The following is a 19,888-nucleotide window of genomic DNA, read 5'->3' on the forward strand; positions in this document are numbered from 1 at the left end:
ATTGAATAATAGGGGGCTAAACATCATGGAAGCCGCAGCACCAAAAATATTAATCTTATATGCTAGCTACGGAGAAGGCCACGTACAGGCCGCCCGGGCAATCATGGATAGCTTGCGAAGAATCGGACGCTGTGAGGTACAACTCCTCGACTTAATGGCTGAATCCCATCCCTGGTTGAATGATCTGACCAAATTTGTATATATGCAAAGCTTCAAAACGATTCCTCAGCTTTACGGCTGGGTCTATAACATCACACGAGGGATGCAGGCCAAGTCAGCCTTTGGCAGCGTGCTGCATTCCTTTGGAATGCGACAACTGGCGCTTACACTCGACAAAGAAAAACCCGACCTCGTCATACATACGTTCCCGCAGCTGGCTCTCCCGGTGTTGCGCCGCAAATTGGGAATGAAGCTGCCGATTGTCAACGTGGTTACAGATTTCGACCTGCATGGACGATGGCTACATCCTGATATTGACCGCTACTATGTAGCCACAGAGGATATTCAGCAGGAGGCAGCACAGCGGGGAATACCTATTGAGCGTATTGTCGCTACGGGTATCCCCATCCATGCTTCTTTTTATCCTATGTCCACGGAAGAAGCAGCCAATCAGCAGCATACGATCCCGCAGCCCATCTCAGGGACTACAACGCTGCTGATTATGGCAGGAGCCTATGGTGTACTATCTGGCATACTGGACATCTGTCGGCAATTAAGCCAGCTTCCACAGCTAAGGCTATTGATCGTCTGCGGGCGCAACCAGCAATTGAAAGCAGAACTGGATGCGCTGTATGCAGGCCATCCCAATATATACACCTATGGATTCGTAGACTATGTTCCCGCACTCATGCGAGCAAGCCATATGGTGATTACGAAGCCCGGGGGCATCACACTCTCGGAAAGCATCGCATCCGGTCTACCCATTCTTGTGTTCAAGCCCGTACCCGGTCAGGAGCTAAATAACGCCCTGTATTTGGAGCAAAAAGGAGCCGCCCGCATTGCTCGCACGACGCAGGAGCTCATCCAGCATTGTATCGAGCTGATTTCCAGCCCTTCTCTCGCTGCGGAGATGAAGCATTCGATTGAACTGCTTCGCAAGCCCCATCCCGCAGACCGGATTGCCGAGGATATTTTGCATCAGCTTGTGGATAAAAGACCCTCCATCCGGACAACTTAATGAAGAATAAGCCAGACGGAGGGGATACAATGGAACACAAAGGAAAGGATTTGCTCCCGCTAACGGGCGAAAAGGTAGAAGTGGATGGGATTTATGTGGATGAGGATGGACATGAGCAGCATTTGCACAGAGGTCAGCATTTTCCCGCTGATGTTGTTTTAGGTACTTCCGAGTGGAAAATGACCGAATACGCCTTTGATAATCATCATGACGGACGCACTGATGAACGACTTATCCCCAAAGAGGATGACGAGAATAAAAAGGGTAAAATCACGCATCCACGCCGTCGTTTACAACGTGGAGACCGCTAAATACTACAAGATATCCACTACTAAGACCAACTTGTTGATAGTTTGTGGACAAAATGTGCGCAACATGTGAGTAAATATCATATTGTCTACAGTTTGTGCACAATTTGTGTATAAACCATGTTTATTTTGTGGATAAGCATGGTGATACAGTGGATAAATTGCGTACAACATGTGCAAAAATTGTGTATAACTGTGTAAATGGCTGAGCGAATTCACTTTCGTTCAGCCTTTTCATATTTCAAACACAGCTTAGCTGAACCGAACTTATAAGTTTCTATCGTTTTTATGTTCATTTTTCGAGTACGGCTTATCGGGTTTGAACTTTTCTGCCGAGGGTTAGCATATCCTACGTTCCCTACCTCATAGTTTGTATAGTACAGAGCCTGAGCTTGAAAACTTCTAAAGGGGGATCACTTTGATATGTCAGTCTATAAGTCTTCCACGGGATTGGATGAAAATATAGCAGCTGTCCTGTGCTACCTGTTTGCCTTCCTTGGCGCACTGGCCTTTGTCATGCTGGAGAAGAAAAGCCGCTTTGTATTATTTCACGCCCTGCAATCCATATTTTTGTTTGTGGCTCTCATGATCGGTCATGTGCTTGCCGGATTCATTCCGCTACTGGGTCCTTTACTCGCTTCCCTGCTGACACTGGCAAGCCTTGCCTTGTGGATCATCCTGTTAATCCGTGCGGGACAAGGCAAATGGCTTAAGCTTCCTTGGGTAGGTGATCTGGCTCTACATCAGGCTCGGCAATTGTAAAAGAAATTTGTGCTTGAATCTATCCGTTTCAAAGCAAAATCCACAAGGCCATCAGATTGCTCTGATGGCCTTGTGGAACAGCCTGGTTCATGTAAATACTCATCTAAAGCAGCTACGTGAGGAGAGGCTATTTTTATAGCTTATTGGCTCCTTCTTGAATTACATGAATATGTCCCAGTTTATCCGGATTGATCATTAAATAAAAATCCTGAATATGCTCCCCGTCCGGTGTCAGTCTGATACATAAGGCTTCTTTCACTTTGCCTTCTTGCAGAAATGCCAGTTGCAACTCACCATTGATAACGGTGTGGACAAGTTCTCTCTCCCGCAATGCGGTCAGCACCCGACGAGAGGTTAACAGGGCGAGAACGCCTTTGCGTACCACCATCGGTCTCATCACCGTATGCACGTTGCCTCCGCCATCCGCCACAAATGCAGGCTGTTCAGCCAGCAGTTCCAGCATAGCAGTCACGTCGTAGGCGAGAAAGGCCGAGGTAAAACGCTCCAGCAGCTTTATTCTGGCAGCATTATTTTGGGGATTGCTTGCCGGAGCGGCAAGGACAGATTCCCCGGAAGACAGAATACGACGAGAGCGACTGAATAGCTGACGACAGTTGCTTTCGGTCTTCCCCAGTAGTTCTGCAATATCTTTATAATCATATTGAAAAGCTTCCCTCAGCACAAAGACAGCACGTTCGATCGGCTTGAGCTGCTCCAGCAGAACGAGAAAAGCGTAAGAAATCATATCCTTACGCTCCAGCCATTCCGCAGGCAGATCTGCGCTTTCGCCAAGCGGCTCCGGCAGCCATTGTCCAACATACGTCTCTCTTTGCTTACGCGCAGAGTTCAGCAGATTCAGACACCGATTCATCGTCATTTTGGCTACATAGGCTTTGGGATTCTGTATGTCATTCAGGGGCTTATTCTCCAGCTCGACAAAGCAGTCTTGAACTACATCCTCGGCATCTGTAACCGTTCCAAGCATGCGATAAGCAATGGCAAACGAATATTTGCGATATTTTTGATACAGCTCCTCCAGACTTAAATCCACCGATTCCTGTTCAATCCCTTGTTCTTTGCCAGTCAAAGCGTGGCCCCCTGTTCCATTAAAAAATGCCCGGATACATCCCTGTCGCTATGGCAATCCGGTTCCAGCTGTTAATAACGTTAACCGCCATGATTAAATCCACATATTCTTCCTCGCTAAAATGCTCTCTGACCCGATTATACAAATCCGTAGGCACCCCTTGTTCCGAGATACGGGTAACGGCTTCAGCTAATTCAAGCATAGCACGTTCTTTTTCCGTGAACAAAGGAACCTCGCGCCATAAGGCAAGCTGTAAAATGTGATCCGCATAATCCCCCAGCTTGAGCAAATCCTTGGCATGCATGTCCAGACAATAGGAACATCCATTGATTTGGGATACTCTAATTTTCAGCAGCTCGTACAATACCTTGTCTGCAAAACGGCCGGAAATATATTTTTCCATCTCCATCATTGCCTTGAATGTGCTTGGACTCACTGTTCTGTAATTGAATCTTAAACTCACGATCATCGCCTCCATTATTGGTTTACATCTAGAAGACAAATGAACATGTGATTTTGTGACAACATGCAATACATCAATTTGGAATTGCCCTTGGTCGACATAGCATGTATTATAAATAAATGATTTTATGAAAAGCAGGTGAGCACTTACATGAGCGGAAAAGGTTTCATTAAAGAGTTTAAAGAATTCGCTGTACGGGGTAACGTGATTGATCTCGCGGTCGGTGTGATCATCGGCGGAGCGTTTGGCAAGATTGTCACTTCTGTAGTCAACGATATTATTATGCCTCCGATTGGCAAGCTTCTGGGCGGCGTTGATTTTGCTGATCTGTATTATGCTGTAGGTGCAGATCCATATAACACAGATGGAACCCGCATGACTCTGGCACAGGCTAAAGAAGCTGGCATTGCGGTTATGGCGTTCGGGCAATTTTTCAACGTCCTGCTCGACTTCATGATCGTGGCCTTCTGCGTGTTCTTGCTGGTCAAAGGGATTAATATGCTCAAGCGTAAAGAGGAAGAAAAACCTCCTCAGGAAAAAACGATCAAGGAATGCCCGCATTGCCTGTCGGAAATTCCTGTAGCGGCTACCCGCTGCGCACATTGCACCTCCAAGCTGGAAGGGTACGTGGAAGCTCGTAGCTAACTCCATTTTCAGCTAAGCGTATTTTTAGTCCAATCGAACTCATACGGCTATAAATAAGCGGCTTAAGACGATACATCGTCCTAAGCCGCTTTTACATGGATATCAAAGCCTGATTAATTAAAATTGGTAATAATACCGCGGGGTCTGACGGGCAAGCCCTCTGCATACAGATGGGAGACGTCACCGAAGCCGATGCAGCGCGGGACAGCCCATTCCTTGGAGCGCTCATCAAATAAAATCGTAGTTACAGAGCTAGGCGGCATCCAAAAGCCGGACCAGACCAAGGCCAAGGGCAGCTCCAGCAGATGGGCCAGCCAGGTCAGCCCAAAGCCGCCATGGCAGAATACAGCCACCTGATCCTCGGTATGCTTGAGAATCCGGTATCTGCCCCCGATTCGCTCAAATCCCTGGCGTTTCAGAAATTCATCGGAATGAAACTTCAGCCGCTCGAAGGTTTCGGGACTTTGCGTTCCCTGATAATAGGAAATATCCTTCCAAGTATCATGCGTCGGAAGGGGCAGCTCAGAGCGGATCACTTCACCGGGCAGATCCCAATGGGATAGACGACCGTATGGAGTCTCCTCCAGCTTCAGGGCCAGCTCCTGCGTCCAGTGCTCCACTTCATGAGTCATACCGAGAGCATCAGCAGTGTAGCGCATCGTATCCAGAGCCCGCCCCATCGGTGAAGCATAAATACGGTCCAGTCCGTGACTGGACAGCCGTTTGGCCAGTGCCTGGGCTTCCAGATGCCCCTCCGGGGTGATGGTGTTGTTCGGGTAATCTGGATCTGCATGGCGGATGATATACAATCTCATATTTTTTACTCCGTTCCTATGAATTACAACAGGATCGCTTTATCTCATGTTATCCTATAGCTCTCCTGATCCTTAATGCTTGTTCAGCAAATTTTCCAGAATCGCACGCAAGTTCCGGTCTTCATGATAGACTTCCTCACCCGTATCCAGCTCAATAACCCGGATATATGTATAGTCTGCTCTGGCATCAACTGGCTTGAAAATCAATTCCTCCGGATTATCCGGACGTACATCATAGCCCATATTTTTGAACATATCTGTGATTTGGTCGATCCCCGGCTTGCCTCCGCTTTCCAGCATAATCAGCCCGCGCAGCTCCTTGGGCTCCTCCGGGTGCATGACTCGAAAATGTACAATACATTCCATGTAAAACCGCTCCTTTCGATCATAAACCTAGTTTATGGCGCAAATCCCCATGTTTCCAGCATACCCCAAATGCCGCTGCACATTCCACAGCCGTCTTCATATCCTCAGAACAGAAAACACGTTATACTGTAAAATAGACCTTTTACATCTGAGCTGATTATAGGAGGAACCACAATGACTAGCGAGCTTCTGGATATCTACGATGATGAAGACCGGCCCCTTGGCACTGCTTCCCGACAAGAAGCACATGCCAAAGGATATTGGCACCATACTTTTCACTGCTGGCTGGCACGAGACACCTCCACAGGCCGTCGGTTGCTCTTTCAACAGCGCCAGGATTCGAAGGACACCTTCCCCGGATACTACGATATTACGGCTGCTGGTCATCTGACGGCAGGCGAAGATGTATCTCAGGCAGCCCGTGAACTGGAGGAAGAGCTAGGCATTCACGTCCCCTTTACCTCACTGACACCGCTGATGACCGTTCGGTATGAAAGTAAGGGAACCGCACAGGGCACATCCTTTTGGGACCGTGAGGTAAGCTCGGTGTTTGGACTGCTGTCGAACCAGCCACTGGAGGCTTATCGTCTCCAGCAGGAAGAAGTGGCCGGACTGTACGAAGCAGACCTTGAGCAAGCGCTGGCCCTTTTTGAAGGGCGCATTCCTTTTCTGGAAGCATACGGCATAACTTCGGGACCGAATCCGGAAAAAACTCGCCGTCTGATCACATCGGATCAATTCGTGCCTCATAAAGCGGGATACATTACATCGATATGCCGGTCGCTGCTGGAACTTTCCAGCCAGTAATCCTTATGCTATTCTCCACCTGTCATATATTGGCCGATAATGCCCTCATACCGCCAGCCATAACGGGTTGACAGCTCGCTGCCCATATCATGCTCCAACTCATACAGAATAAGATCCTGGGCAAAATGATTCAGCAGCAATCCTGTCATCACCGGATGCTCGGTAATGAGCGCCTGTGTCGGGCAATTCTCTCCCCGCATCCCCAGCATGCACCAGCGCCGATCAACGACAAAAGAAAACTTGCGTCCTTCCGCTTCCTGTCCGTTTTTGCCAGCCGCACGCGGCAGCCATGGTCCCAGCACGCTTTCGCCGTTATTGCAGGACCATAGCAGGCGCACACCCCGTTTTTCGGCTTTTTCCAATTCGGCCCGCAACAGTTCAGCTTCTTCACGCCACAAATCGAGCACAATCTCATACTCCGCCCGTTCCAGCTCACGTGTCAGGCTCTCCAGCACATTCCGGTCGCCTTCCGCGTTATAAAAAGTCGGCTTGGCTGGCTCTGCTCTTGGCATTTCCTTCTCCACTGCACGCAGAGACTCCTGCATCTGTCCCTCGATCATTCGGGTCAGCTCGCCCGATGGCAGCATGCTGTAGCGTACAGGCTCTCCTGTGCTGGTTCTGAGATATCCCTGTCCGGCCAGCCGCTGCAAAGCCGCGTATACGTTGGAGCGCGATGCGCCCAGACGCTTAGCCACTTCATAGCCGGAAGCAGCATTTTGCCTCGATAGCTCGACCATGACCTTGGCTTCCATTTCCGTAAAGCCCAGATTCCGCAGATGATGCAGCAAACGCTCCATATGTTCTGTTCCCCCTATGCTGCCCGGCGTTCTGTCTGTGTCCTGCGACAGCCTGTTCGGCTGCGTCAAATCTGTTCAGCTCCGCAACGCGGGCACCACTTGGAGCCTTTAGGCAGCTCTGCTGTGCAAATTTGGCATTTTACATGTTCACGTATTTGCGTAGCTGGCTTCTCTGCCCCGGAGTTATTCGCCTTCCAATATCGAATGCGCTCATCCAGCTCCTCCTGACGCTCACGCTCACGTTCCAGCTCTTCAAGACGGAGGTGCTCTTTCTCGATCTCTTCCTGACGACGGCGCTCCCATTCCTCATCGAATGCCGCTTTTTCCTCCGGTGTAAAATCAGACACATAATTGCGGTCTGATCCGGCTAGTTCGTATATTTCATGCAGCCCCTCCTGCTCCTGTTCATGCCGCTCAACTACTTCATGCTCTGTATACTCCGTGTAAGCAGGTGCAGCATCCCTGGCTGTCTCTGGCTTGCGCAGATCAAAAGAGTAGACGTCTGTCGGTATCTCTTCACGCACAGCAGCCACTTGCCTGGAAGCAGCCTGCCCTTCATTTAGCTTGCGTCCACATTTGGGACAAAAATTCGCATCCAAGGGCACAACCGCTCCACAGGTGCAGAGATGAGCGTTTTTCAATTGCGCAATTCTGCTGCGCAACTCGTCAATTTCATCCTGAAGCTCATCGCAGGCGGTGGATAGCTGTGTCATCTCCGTTTCTGCCACCGACATATCGGATGCCCGGTAGCCCTCATAGAAGATCTGACCCATCCGCAAGAAATGAACATCCATCTCCTGTTGAATCGCGGTAATTTGTGAATTTATTTTACTAATCTCGACAGCATGCTGTGCCTTCTCTGTAGCGCGATTAGCGCTTTCCTTGATACGTTGAATCAGCTTCATCGTTATTTCCTCCCTATATCCAGCCGGATTTCCCCATACCGTCCGCATATCCCAAAGTTTTTTTCTGTTGGCAAACCTCGAACTCCTGTATAATGGAATGCGGTCATATCGCCTATTTGCAGGCTACGACATTAGCGACAACCTTATGACGCGCTGACACTTTGGCAAGATCCGCATGAATTTCAGCTACTAGAACTCTATCATACCAAAAACTACCCCCATTTGTGAAAATGGAAGATTTTATGATCGAAAGGGGTTTCAGGATCATGGACCCAAATCCTGCTTTTTATCCCCGACCTATCGGGGTTTCTTATTCAACACCGAGCCCGCAAGCTCGTCGTGCTTCCATAGATACCAGTACGACACTGGTACCCGACACCGACCAGGACTCGGCCTATTTTCGTGCCTTGGAGGATGCGAATATTCATCTGAACCGCCCGCAAATACAGGCTGTCCGCCACGGCAAGGGCCCCCTTCTGACACTGGCCGGAGCGGGCTGTGGTAAAACCACGGTGCTGGCTGCCCGTGCAGGCTACCTGATGGCGATGCGGGATGTCCCGGCGTCGTCCATCCTGCTGGTGACCTTCACCAGCAAGGCGGCTGCCGAAATGAAGCTGCGCATCGCAGGACTGCCCGGTGTACGGCCTGCCGCTGCACGTGCCGTTCAGGCACGCACCTTTCACTCATTCGCTTTGGCGATGCTGCGTCATCATGGCGTCCAGGACGAAGTGTTCGGTGAAACACAAGCCCAACATACGGTTATGAAAATGATGCTGCGCCAGCTTGGGCTCAGCGAGGCTTTCCAGCCGGAAAGTCTGCTGTCTGCCCTCTCTGCCTGGAAAGCGGAAGGCCGCAGCGCCGACGAGCTGCCGGAAACCGTACGCGAAGAATCGGATGCCAAGCGTGCCATGCTCGCTTATGAAGCGTGGAAGCAGGAACGCGGCAAAATGGATTTTGACGATATTTTGCTGCGTGCCTCCGTTCTGCTGCGTGACCCGGACGTGCTTCAGCCGCTTCAGCGGCGTTTTTCCTACATCATGGTCGATGAGTTTCAGGATACGAACGCCCTGCAATACGAAATGGTGCAGCGATTGGCTGCGAGGCACCGCAATCTGATGGTCGTCGGTGATGATGACCAGACGATCTATACCTTTAATGGGGCGCGTCAGGAATCCATTCTGGAGTTTGACAAGGTCTACAAGGATGCGAAGGTCATCACCCTCGATATTAATTATCGCAGCGATGCGCGGATTTTGGGGCTGGGCTCCAACATTGTCGCCAAAAATGTCCATCGACGCTCCAAACGCCTGGCGGCTGCCGGACATGAAGGCTTGCCGCCGCAGTTCGCTACCCCATCCGGGCCCGAGGAAGAAGCGGCGCATATCGTCACTCATCTGCTCGGACAGGTGGAGGAAGGCCAGCTTCGCTACCGGGATATCGCTATTTTGCACCGGACAGCCAGCGGGAGCCGATCTATTTTTGAACAATTAATTATGCGGGATGTGCCGTTTATTCAATATGGAGCAGGCGCTGTGTTTTATGACCAAACCCTGATTCGTCCTTTAATGGATCACCTGCGGCTGTCGCTGAATCCCCGGCGGATGGAATCGATCCCCAGCACCCTGGGGCCGCTGTATGTCTCCCGTGAAGCGGGGATGGAATGGATTATGCGCGAGGAAAAGCAGCAGGCTAAAAAATATCCGCTGATTCATCTCAGCCGCTGGGATCGGCTGCGTGATTTTCAGCGTGAACAAGTAAAAGAGCGTATCCGTCTGATTCGCAGCCTATCGACCATGAAACCGGCCTATGCCATTCAAGAAATGCGCCGCGTCTTTTATGACAAATATTTGGAAAGCGGAGATACAGGCGCGTGGACTCATTATAAGGAAACGATGCAGGAAAGCCTGGAGGAGCTGGAGACTGCGGCGAAGCGGTTTGACACGGTGGAGGCGTTCGTCAGCTTTGCGGACGAGCTTTCCGAGCGTCACCGCCAGATGGAATCGCTGCGCAGAGAGGAAGACAGCGATGCCGTTCGGCTCATGACGATCCACCGCGCCAAGGGACTGGAGTTCCCTTGCGTCTACTGGATCGGGGCAAGCGAAGGCATCCTGCCGCACAGCTCGGCGCTGCACAGCGAGCTACCGGAGGATCGGCGGGCAGGCGCAGCACCTACAGCGGCCGTGGATAACGACGCAGCTCTGGAGGAGGAGCGCCGTCTCGCTTACGTGGCCGTCACCCGGGCGAAGGAGCTGCTGTACATCACCTCGCCAGCCTCCAATCACGGCAAGCCTGCCGCCGTGTCGCGCTTCCTGCTGGAAGCCTATGGGGTCACACCTCCCGAGGCTTCCAAGCCGGAAACGCGCCGTACCAGCTTCGGGCAACCGAAGGGTGCTTCCGGGTACGGCAGCCGTGTTAGCGGTGGAGCGCCCACATCCAGTGTAGCGACCCGCGTGAGCAGCAGGTCCGGGCCGGGCAGTGCTGCGGCGCGAACGACCTCGTCAGTGGCAGGCTCACGCACAGAGCCACGCATTAGCGTGCCCGTGTGGAAATGCACTGACGACGCCTGCAAGGCGTGGATGCGGCGTGACACAACGGGTGGACGCCGAAAAGCTGCGGCCGGCACAGACACACCGCCAGTGTGCCCGCTTTGCTCCTCCCCGATGACGGAGGGGACACGCAGCATCCCGGCCAGATAGGCGATAGGCATGAGGCGTGTAGCCGGGTGTTAGACAGACTAAATCAAAGAAAACGCGGCAGACTAGGACGTGAAATAAAGCCCTGGTCTGTCGCTTTCTTTTTCAACCTGCTATTTAACGATCTGGATAGATATAAAAACCCACAGAGCTTACTAAATAAAATACACCATACTACCATACAAGTATGGTAGTATGGTTATAGGGAGGTGAATATATGGATGAAAGTATGTATCGCCACAGCGGATCGGCCGGAAATTCCGTCTATGCCCTGCTGAAAGAGCAGATTATTAGTCTTGAACTTCCGCCCGGAACCGCCCTGTCCGAGAAAGAGACTTCCGTCCGCTTTCAGGTTAGCCGGACTCCGGTCCGCGAAAGTTTTGTCAAGCTTGCCCAGGAAGGATTAGTGCTGGTTTTCCCGCAACGCGGTACAAAAGTATCTCTGATTGATACCGGGCTTGTCGAGGAAGCTCGCTTTATGCGCGAGCAGCTCGAATGCGCTGTGATCCGTCTTGCCTGCACGAACTTTTCTGCCGACTGGCTTGCTAAATTGGAAGCAAACCTCGTACAACAGCGTGAAAGCATTGAACGGCATGAAGGCCGGCGAATGTTCGACCTGGATGAAGCGTTCCACCGAATCCTGTTTGAAGGCTGCGGGAAGCTCGCAACGTGGGGCGTTATGCAGCAGTTGAATGTCCATTTTAACCGGGTACGCATGCTGCGGCTCGATACGAATCCTCATTGGAACCATCTTTATGATCAACACAGCAAGATGGTGGAATTCATACGCGGTAAGGCAGCGGACGAGGCGGAACGCATCATGCATGAGCATTTGAATCTGGGTGTAGCGGATTTAAATGTCCTTCGGGGGCAGTACCCTGAATATTTTAAGTAGGTTTCAGATAAGGAGCGGGCGGTAGACGTCTGCTTTTTACTGAGCTAGCTTTTTATGTAAGCGTTATCCATTATCTTGAAAAAGGAAAGGCGGTGCGGTAATGCGAATGACATTCCGCTGGTTCGGAGAAGGCAATGATACGATTTCTCTGAAACAAATCAAACAAATCCCGGGTGTAGAGGGCATTGTATGGGCGCTGCATGATGTTCCAGCAGGAGAGGAATGGCCTTTGGCGCGCATTTTGGATATTCAGAAACAGGCCGATCAGGCTCGACTTCATCTTGATGTGGTGGAAAGCGTCAATGTACATGAAGATATCAAACTGGGGAGACCTACGCGCGATCTTTATATCGGGAATTACATTCGGACCATTGAGAAGCTGGCCCAGGTTGGCGTTAAGGTCATCTGTTACAATTTTATGCCGATATTCGATTGGCTGCGGACTGATCTGCATAAAACGACCGAGGACGGGGCGACCGCGCTTTTTTTTGAAAAAGCCAAAATTCATGGCATTGACCCGTTTGAGCTGGTACGCCAGATCAATGAGAACAGCGCACTTACAATGCCCGGATGGGAGCCGGAGCGCCTCGAACATTTGACAGCGCTGTTTGAAGCCTATAAAGATGTTACAGAAGAGGACCTATGGGAAAACCTGCAGTACTTCCTAGACGCCATCATCCCTGTTGCGGAACAAAACGGAATCCGGATGGCCATTCATCCCGACGACCCACCATGGTCCATCTTCGGACTGCCACGCATCATTACGAGCCAGGACAATCTGCGCAAATTTCTGGCTCTGCACGACAGTCCGGCAAACGGCATCACTTTATGCAGCGGCTCGCTTGGCGCCAATCCAGATAACGACATCGTTGCTATGATTCGCGAATTTGCCCACCGCATTCCGTTCGCCCATATCCGCAACGTAAGGGTATTCGAAAATGGTGACTTCATCGAAACCTCCCACCGGACGCAGGATGGGAGCGTTGATATCACTGGTATTGTCAAAGCATACCACGATGTGGGATTTACCGGTTACGCCAGACCGGATCACGGCCGCCATATCTGGGATGAGCAATGCAGACCGGGCTACGGGCTATATGACAGAGCGCTCGGCATCATGTATTTATGGGGCTTGTGGGACGCGTATGAGCGAAATGCGGGCTTATCTTCCAACGAAAAGAGGGATGTAAATTGACTACTCTTCCCCTGCATCCGGCTTTGTCCGGAAAAACAGCTGTGGTAACCGGCGGCTCCGGCGTGCTGTGCAGCGTCATGGCCAAGGAGCTTGCCCGCCAGGGTGTCAGGGTCGCCATTTTGAGCCGTACTGCTGAAAAGGGCGATTTGACAGCAAAGGAAATCCGTGAGAGCGGCGGAGAATCCATCGCGGTTGCCTGCGACGTGACCGATGCCGAAAGCATGAAGCAGGCCGAGGAAACGGTCCGGCGCCTGCTCGGTCCGTGCGATATTCTAATCAATGGAGCAGGCGGCAACCATCCCAGCGCTAATACGAGTCTGGAGACGTTTCATCCTGAAGATCTGGACCAGGCTGGAATCACTACCTTTTTCGATCTCAGTGTGCCCGGCTTCCGCAATGTGCTTGATTTAAATTTTATCGGGACTTTAATCCCGACACAGATTTTTTCCAAAGGCATGATCGGGCGACCTGGCGCCGTGGTCCTTAACATATCTTCCATGAGCGCTCCCAGTCCGATGACCAAGGTTCCCGCCTACAGCGCTGCCAAAGCCGCCATCAATAACTTCACCCAGTGGCTGGCCGTACATCTGGCCGAATCTGGCATTCGGGTGAATGCCATTGCCCCCGGATTTTTCCTGACAGAGCAGAACCGGCAACTGCTCATCAACGAGGACGGCTCGCTTACCGAGCGCTCGGCCAAGATTATTGCCCACACCCCGATGCGTCGGTTCGGCGAGCCTGAAGACCTGCTTGGCACACTGCTGTGGCTGGCCGATGAAACCGCGTCCGGTTTCGTTACCGGTACGGTCGTTCCGGTAGATGGTGGATTCATGGCCTATTCAGGGGTATAATCCCTTCATTCTCAGCCCTTGCCCTTCCATATGAAGTGGCAAGGGCATTATTGTATCAATAACATCGTTCCAAGAGCACCGCCGCTTCCACCCGGGTCGTATGCGCCAAGGTTGCAAATGGATCAGCCCTGCGTCCCTGGGCCTACTCAGCCCCAGCGGGCACCACGGGACTCCGGCTGGTTGCTATTCAGGAAGCGCGTGTCAATTGCGACGAGCCGTTCGCTCTATGCCATCAGCGATTACTTTGTACAGTTGGTGCGGCAAGTCGTGTCCCATCCCGTCAACCAACATTAGCTCGGCGCCCGGGATGGCAGAAGCCGTGTCCTCGCCACACGCCAGGACGAACAGGGGATCGTCCACCCCATGAATGACAAGTGCTGGTACTTTTATGGTCACCAGCCGCGGACGACGGTCGCCGGAGACAGCGATCGCAGCAATTTGTCGTCCGACACTGCCTGGATCGTAGGCTCGCTGGACTTCCTCCAGAATAAGCGCCCGATAAGCGTCCTCTTCAAACGGATAGCCGGTGCCGGCGATGCGTTTGGCAAAAGAGAGGCTGTGCGCCAAAAACCCTGCTTCATCCTCAAATGGGTTCGGTGCCGGTTTAGTCATCATCGCCATAACATCCGGGGAAGTTTGCGGAAGGGCGGGATTACCGGAACTGGACATAATGGAGGTGAGTGATAAAACCCGTTCAGGGTACTCACTGGCTGCAATCTGGGCGATCATTCCGCCCATCGACCTGCCAACGAAATGTGCCCGGTCAATTGAAAGGGCGTCGAGCAGTCCGGTCGCGTCGTTGGACATGTCATCGAGAGTGTAAGGGATGTCCGGTCGCTGTCCCGACATGAGTGCAGTCGCCAGTGCGCCAAAATCCAGCGCCTGATAATGGCTAAAGTGTGTCGAGCAACCTGCGTCGCGATTGTCAAAGCGAATCACGCGAAAGCCCCGCGCTGCTAATATCCGACAAAACGGAACCGTCCATCGGATCATCTGGGTTCCAAGCCCGGCGATTAGGATAATAGCCTCGTCATTTTCGTTACCGAAACTGTCATAGGCCAAATCAACGCCGTTGACTTTCAGGATGTTCATGATCATATTCTCCTCCAATTAATTTGGTATCGGAAGTTCTGCCATAGGCAGAAGGCGTGAATCTTCGATTGCTGCAGTCCGATGCCCGATACCAGCCAGGTAGTCTTGATGACTTGAAAAAGCAAGAAACGACTGCGCGCTGCTCTGGCGGATCAGCATGACAAGATCCCATCTTTCGTCTTCGGGTCCGATAAGAAACTCTCCGCCATCGCCAAGAAACATGACTTCACCTCCGCTTTCACGGAGAAATGGGAGGGTAGTTCCTTTTTTCATTCCAAATTCTTCAGGCCTCCACATGCTTTCATTCATAAGTTCCCTTCAGGGAATGCATTAGCGGCTAATCTTTTGATATGGTTTCTGATATCAGGTGCCCAGTCATCGATGAAGTGGTAAAAACGATCCAAATCACCAGCATACAGTGCCCGCAGAGCTTCTTCGTATTGATGGAAGTTCCCAGCCATAGCTGTCATGAAGTTATATGTTGCTTCTTGTGACTCTCGGATATTGCTCTGTTTTTCTCCAGCACGGCGAGCCTCATCAATGAGTTTTCGTAATGTTACCGACGCCCCTCCAGGTTGACTCTTGAGCCATTCCCAATGCCGTGGCAATAACGTAACCTCACCAGATACAACCCCCAGCTTGGGTCGACCGACCCGCCGTATAGGCTGGTGATTCACTTCCGTACCGGGTAGGTCACCTAACTGTTCTCCTAATCGTTTGAGCACATCATCTGTCTTCCCACGAAAATCAACATCTATTGGCTTCCCTGTGGAATCGTCAAATATAAGCAGCTGTGTGAGGTTTCTGTCATCCAGTGCATCCTTCACTGTAGTAACAACGTGCTGTAACGAACCACTGGCGACGACTCCCACACCCAAAAATGCCGTGCAGTAAAAGTGCGTTAGGGCATTACTCATGCTGGCCTCCTCTCTGATTGCCTCACCAATTATACCCGGGTAAAAATAAAAAATCAATATTACCCGGGTAAAATTTATTTTGTCGTTCGTTATGGAGGAAATAAATGCAAAAGACGCGGCCTAAGAGGAACCGCGCTGTTGAAGGCTAAATACGGATTGAAGGATAGATGGAATCGTGATAGGCTTTTTCATGGAGTGCCGTCACCTTTCGGTTGGTTTGTAGGGGGTACAAACGTTTTTACCGAGTTGACGAATCATTTTCTACTATTTAGTGGTTAATCGACAGGCTTGGAGAATGGTTTTACACGTTAGGTCGGCTTATAGTCAAAGCCGTTACGAATTTATAAACTGAACATCAGAGAATAGGCAGGAAGAAATGAAATCTGCCACTATAAAAAATTTCGCTTTTGCTAATGTGGTTGGCAATATAATTATCTTTATTCCTCTTGGCACATATTTGTCATTATTCAAAAACAATAAAAAAGTACGTACTGCAATCACAATACTATCAGCAATAGGATTACCTGTTTTATTATATTTATTATTTGTGGTGAAATTGCGCCTCTGAATATCTTTATTGCATATGCAAGATGACTGACAGATATTGATTTTGATTACTGTCAGGTTCGCATTAATAACGGAAAAGGAGGAAAGGATCGTATCGATCCGTTTCCTCCGTCATTTAAAGAATTCTTGGCCATGCATGTTGATTCAATGCTTAGAAAGCAGACACTTATATAAGAGCTTTGGGCCCATTCTCTCTTAACTTAACTGTTTCTTTTTTTCTTCAAATCCTCGGCAAGCTGAAGAGTTCGATTTTTGCTTAACGGATAGATCAAAGCAATAATTAAAAACACAACCAGCATAATAATCGCTGGTGCCAGTGTACCCAGCATATAAATTCCATGCAGTGTTTTCTGTTCCTGTACCTCTAGATTGACATTGTAGCCAACAAGACCGATGGCAAAACCTCCAATTCCTCCGGCTACCGCTTGACCAACCTTGCGGGAAAATGAATAAACCGAATAGATGGTTCCATCCTCCCTTAAGCCTGTTAAAGATTCATGATAATCAATAATGTCTGTTACAAAGGCCCAGATCATTAAATTAAAGAAAGCGTAACCAAACATACCGATAGCTGAAATGGCCACAAACTGATTTGCTGTAAGATCCGGTAAAAAGTAGAGCATTCCGTATACTATAACGGTCAGAAGCAGCCCCGTAGAGGTAACCTCTTTCTTACCAAATCTTGCAACCAGAGGCTTGGCCAAGGGAATGGCTATGAGAACGGTTACTACCTGCATTACTCCTACCAGACTCAATGCTGAAGCGCTGCCAAAATAATCTTTGAACAAATATACGTTTGCACTTGAAATCAAGATTAAAAACACCATAAAAATTAACGATGCAATCAAAATTGAAATCAAAGGCTTGTTTTTAAGCAATCCCTTTAGTGTTGCAGACAAAGAAGATTTAGTCTTGTTATCTGAGTTGTAGGAAGTAATACGCTCTGTTGACAATCGGAAACATCCAATATAAGAAGCCAAGGATAAAATGGCGAAGAGAGTAGCAGCAAGTAATATTCGGTTTGCGTCTATCTTATTGTCTACAAAGATAATTAAAGGGGCTATCGCATTGACAAACAACTGAGCGATGGTGGCACCCAGCGTACGGAATGTAGATAAGGTGGTGCGTTCCACAGGATTACTTGTGATGACAGATGCCATTGATCCGTACGGAATGTTGACAGTACTGTACAAAGTCCCCCATAAAATATAAGTAACGTAGGCATAAGCAAGGTAAAAACCATCCGACAGCCCGGGAATATGAATAAACATTAATACACCACTGATGACTAACGGAAATGACATTCTGAAAATCCATGGCCGGAACTTCCCATGTTTGCCCGATTTTCTTGTGTCGATAAATCTGCCCCACGTAATGTCCGCGAGCGCATCCCACAGCCTTGCGATCATAAATAGAACTCCTACAGCAACTGGGCTGATCCCCAGAATGTCCGTATAATATACCATCAAGTAAGCCCCTACGAGCATAAAGAAAAAGTCGTTCCCTAAATCTCCTAAGAGATATCCAAATTTATCTCTGAGACCAAACTTTCTGATCTGTGCACCTGATTGCTCAACTTTCAAATTTTTGAGGTCTGTTTGTGGATTCATAGTTATCCTCCCGGAAAATGTACTGTCAACATCTCGCCGTATATTTAATCAGTTCAATCGATTTTGTAAGCGCTATTAAATAAGGATTTATCTACCTCTAAAGTAAGGTAGTCTGGGAAGATCATTACTCCCCTTTTTTATGCCCGAAATCAGGAATTTGAATCCACCGTTTCCGTAATTCGTGGGCTGCCGCTTTAGGCTTGCGATCCCTGGTGAAGATCCCTTTTTTATTGCCCTGCACACGAATGATCCCCTGACTTGTAGCAAAATCAGCAAAATTCCACACCTGTTCTCCTACGAAATGGTCAAATTCATCGAACACTTCATGGTTTGCCTTGTAAAACTCCACTTGGTATTCTTCCGTGAACATAATGGGTTCCACATCATGGAGGCCAGCAACCGTATCAGCTCCATATTCAGTCATCATGATCGGCTTGCTTGGACAGCGCTGCAACCAACCGTTAAGCTCCTCGCGTAGTTTGACTTTTGCAGACTCCAGATCTCCTCCATCAATATACCAGCCGTAATAACGATTGAAGGCAAGCACATCCACCAGCTCTGCAATTTTATCCTCCTTCGGCGAAGCCTCAACATGAGTAACCAAGGTAACTGGACGTTTTTGCGGGTCCGCTTCCCTCATCAGTTCAATAAGCGGTTTGAAGTATTCATAGGCACCTTCTTCATAAGAAGCTGGCTCATTGGCTACATTCCACATCACTACGCAAGGATGATTTTTGTCACGTCTAACCAAATCTTTGATAACCTGCTGATGATGCTCAAAGGTCTGCACCTCTTTCCATGTGCTTTTCTTCTCACCACCAGTTAACATCACCAGAAAATTCAGGTCCAGGCCTACAGCAGGAGTTTCGTCGATGACCACAAACCCTTCCCGGTCGGCAAGACGCATGGTTTCTTCCGCATAGGGATAGTGAGCGGTGCGGAAAGAATTAGCCCCCATCCATTTCATCAGGTTAAAATCCATAATATTAGCGGCTTCATCCACCCCTCTTCCGTGAATGGGCGTGTCCTCATGCTTGCCAAAACCTTTAAAATAAAACGGTTTGTTGTTGATCAGGAACTGTCCGTTCTTCACTTCTACGGTTCTCACGCCAAAAGGCTGCTCATACACGTCAATCAAATTGTTATCGCGGACAAGCTCGACTTTCAGCGTATATAAATAAGCGTTTAAAGGCTGCCATAGCCGTACATCGGAGATTCTGACAGTGCCTTCCGCGCCGTCGGCTGCAGCTACTGCCTGTCCATCTTCATCCAACACGGTTACTCGAACATTGACGGAGCCTGAAATATCTACAGTATAATTCACTACACCTGAATTACCGTCCATGTCCGTAACAATTGTGACATCTTGAATAAACGTTTGAGGTGTAGTGTAAATCTTCACGGGACGCTGAATTCCAGCATAGTTAAAGAAATCGAAATTGGGCCGGTTTTTTAGCTTTTTACCGCCTCCCGGAGTCTCGATCTCTGTATAAAGCCCTACCGGCAGCGTTGAAAAATCAACAATATTATTAACGGCCACAGTCAACCGATTTGCCCCGGCTTGAACATAGTTATTTAGAACGGCTTCGAAGGGAAGGAATCCTCCTTTGTGCCGGGCAACTAACTCACCGTTTACATATACCTTGGCCGTATGTGTGGCCGATCCAAACCTTAATACTATCCGCTCACCCATCATGACACTGGGCAACGTAAATTCTCTTTCATACCATACCCAGCCTACATGATCACGAATGGTAGCGGTTACTCCAATATCATTGAATGAGGAAGGAACTGCCATAGGAATCGTATCTTTTAACCTGGACTTATACCATTGCTCTGCAAAGCCTGTGCCTTGATCCAGCTTAAAGCTCCACACCCCATTAAGATCACTCAAACTGCGAGTTTCAGTCATCATTGGATACAGCATAAATAGCAC

20 protein-coding genes are annotated in these 19,888 nt (G+C 49.6%); 9 read left to right on the top strand and 11 right to left on the bottom strand.

Annotated elements, in window-relative coordinates:
• Positions 1-25: 25 nt before the first annotated feature.
• From B4V02_RS22180 to B4V02_RS22190, 3 genes are all read left to right on the top strand, one after another.
• Positions 26-1,177: an MGDG synthase family glycosyltransferase gene (locus tag B4V02_RS22180; protein WP_094156440.1), complete on the top strand. Its 1,152-nt coding sequence runs from the start codon at positions 26-28 to the stop codon at positions 1,175-1,177.
• Between the two features lie 29 nt (positions 1,178-1,206).
• Positions 1,207-1,488, top strand: coding sequence for a hypothetical protein (locus B4V02_RS22185; RefSeq protein ID WP_007428349.1), 282 nt, complete (start codon positions 1,207-1,209; stop codon positions 1,486-1,488).
• A gap of 420 nt (positions 1,489-1,908) precedes the next feature.
• A complete protein-coding gene (locus B4V02_RS22190; RefSeq protein ID WP_007428348.1) occupies positions 1,909-2,247 on the top strand; it encodes a DUF4870 domain-containing protein in 339 nt (112 codons plus the stop codon).
• 133 nt (positions 2,248-2,380) lie between these two features.
• Here B4V02_RS22190 and B4V02_RS22195 read toward each other — a convergent pair whose 3' ends face one another.
• The gene (locus B4V02_RS22195) at positions 2,381-3,334 is read right to left on the bottom strand and encodes a sigma-70 family RNA polymerase sigma factor (protein WP_094156441.1); all 954 of its coding nucleotides are present in this window, start codon (positions 3,332-3,334) and stop codon (positions 2,381-2,383) included.
• Positions 3,335-3,353: 19 nt separating this feature from the next.
• Positions 3,354-3,797: a carboxymuconolactone decarboxylase family protein gene (locus B4V02_RS22200; protein ID WP_094156442.1), complete on the bottom strand. Its 444-nt coding sequence runs from the start codon at positions 3,795-3,797 to the stop codon at positions 3,354-3,356.
• A gap of 150 nt (positions 3,798-3,947) precedes the next feature.
• Between B4V02_RS22200 and mscL the strand changes: the two genes are divergently transcribed.
• On the top strand, positions 3,948-4,442 hold the full coding sequence (gene mscL, locus B4V02_RS22205) for a large conductance mechanosensitive channel protein MscL (RefSeq protein WP_094156443.1): 495 nt from the start codon (positions 3,948-3,950) through the stop codon (positions 4,440-4,442).
• Between the two features lie 113 nt (positions 4,443-4,555).
• Here mscL and B4V02_RS22210 read toward each other — a convergent pair whose 3' ends face one another.
• Positions 4,556-5,257 carry a histidine phosphatase family protein gene (locus tag B4V02_RS22210; protein WP_094156444.1) on the bottom strand — a complete coding sequence of 234 codons (702 nt, stop codon included), beginning with the start codon at positions 5,255-5,257 and terminating at the stop codon, positions 4,556-4,558.
• Positions 5,258-5,329: 72 nt separating this feature from the next.
• On the bottom strand, positions 5,330-5,623 hold the full coding sequence (locus tag B4V02_RS22215) for a hypothetical protein (RefSeq protein WP_007428606.1): 294 nt from the start codon (positions 5,621-5,623) through the stop codon (positions 5,330-5,332).
• Positions 5,624-5,797: 174 nt separating this feature from the next.
• On the opposite strand from B4V02_RS22215, the gene B4V02_RS22220 reads away from it, so the two are divergent.
• Positions 5,798-6,430, top strand: coding sequence for an NUDIX hydrolase (locus B4V02_RS22220; protein WP_094156445.1), 633 nt, complete (start codon positions 5,798-5,800; stop codon positions 6,428-6,430).
• Positions 6,431-6,438: 8 nt separating this feature from the next.
• Here B4V02_RS22220 and B4V02_RS22225 read toward each other — a convergent pair whose 3' ends face one another.
• Both B4V02_RS22225 and B4V02_RS22230 read right to left on the bottom strand, forming a co-directional pair.
• Entirely contained in the window at positions 6,439-7,227 is a 789-nt protein-coding gene (locus tag B4V02_RS22225) for a TrmB family transcriptional regulator (RefSeq protein WP_094156446.1), read from the bottom strand.
• A 65-nt stretch (positions 7,228-7,292) separates the two neighbouring features.
• On the bottom strand, positions 7,293-8,132 hold the full coding sequence (locus tag B4V02_RS22230) for a zinc ribbon domain-containing protein (protein WP_094156447.1): 840 nt from the start codon (positions 8,130-8,132) through the stop codon (positions 7,293-7,295).
• A 266-nt stretch (positions 8,133-8,398) separates the two neighbouring features.
• Here B4V02_RS22230 and B4V02_RS22235 point away from each other — a divergent pair, with 266 nt between their 5' ends.
• From B4V02_RS22235 to B4V02_RS22250, 4 genes are all read left to right on the top strand, one after another.
• The gene (locus tag B4V02_RS22235) at positions 8,399-10,828 is read left to right on the top strand and encodes a UvrD-helicase domain-containing protein (protein ID WP_094156448.1); all 2,430 of its coding nucleotides are present in this window, start codon (positions 8,399-8,401) and stop codon (positions 10,826-10,828) included.
• A 214-nt stretch (positions 10,829-11,042) separates the two neighbouring features.
• The gene (locus B4V02_RS22240) at positions 11,043-11,720 is read left to right on the top strand and encodes a GntR family transcriptional regulator (protein WP_094156449.1); all 678 of its coding nucleotides are present in this window, start codon (positions 11,043-11,045) and stop codon (positions 11,718-11,720) included.
• 100 nt (positions 11,721-11,820) lie between these two features.
• Positions 11,821-12,915: a mannonate dehydratase gene (gene uxuA / locus B4V02_RS22245; RefSeq protein WP_007428596.1), complete on the top strand. Its 1,095-nt coding sequence runs from the start codon at positions 11,821-11,823 to the stop codon at positions 12,913-12,915.
• Complete coding sequence (locus tag B4V02_RS22250; RefSeq protein WP_007428595.1) at positions 12,912-13,766, top strand: SDR family oxidoreductase; 855 nt, start codon at positions 12,912-12,914, stop codon at positions 13,764-13,766. Before uxuA ends, B4V02_RS22250 begins: the two co-directional genes overlap by 4 nt.
• A 201-nt stretch (positions 13,767-13,967) precedes the next feature.
• Here the strand turns inward: B4V02_RS22250 and B4V02_RS22255 are convergent, their stop codons facing one another.
• The 5 genes from B4V02_RS22255 to uidA all read right to left on the bottom strand — a co-directional run bounded on the left by B4V02_RS22255 (position 13,968) and on the right by uidA (position 19,879).
• Positions 13,968-14,858: an alpha/beta fold hydrolase gene (locus B4V02_RS22255; protein ID WP_094156450.1), complete on the bottom strand. Its 891-nt coding sequence runs from the start codon at positions 14,856-14,858 to the stop codon at positions 13,968-13,970.
• A gap of 18 nt (positions 14,859-14,876) precedes the next feature.
• Entirely contained in the window at positions 14,877-15,167 is a 291-nt protein-coding gene (locus B4V02_RS22260) for a hypothetical protein (RefSeq protein ID WP_094156451.1), read from the bottom strand.
• Entirely contained in the window at positions 15,164-15,775 is a 612-nt protein-coding gene (locus B4V02_RS22265) for a DUF2239 family protein (protein ID WP_094156452.1), read from the bottom strand. The genes B4V02_RS22260 and B4V02_RS22265 overlap by 4 nt, the downstream gene beginning before the upstream one ends.
• Positions 15,776-16,542: 767 nt before the next feature.
• Positions 16,543-17,952 carry an MFS transporter gene (locus tag B4V02_RS22280; RefSeq protein ID WP_094156454.1) on the bottom strand — a complete coding sequence of 470 codons (1,410 nt, stop codon included), beginning with the start codon at positions 17,950-17,952 and terminating at the stop codon, positions 16,543-16,545.
• 124 nt (positions 17,953-18,076) lie between these two features.
• The gene (gene uidA / locus B4V02_RS22285; protein WP_094156455.1) at positions 18,077-19,879 is read right to left on the bottom strand and encodes a beta-glucuronidase; all 1,803 of its coding nucleotides are present in this window, start codon (positions 19,877-19,879) and stop codon (positions 18,077-18,079) included.
• Positions 19,880-19,888: the final 9 nt, after the last annotated feature.

The organism is Paenibacillus kribbensis, assembly GCF_002240415.1.
GTDB lineage: Bacteria > Bacillota > Bacilli > Paenibacillales > Paenibacillaceae > Paenibacillus > Paenibacillus kribbensis.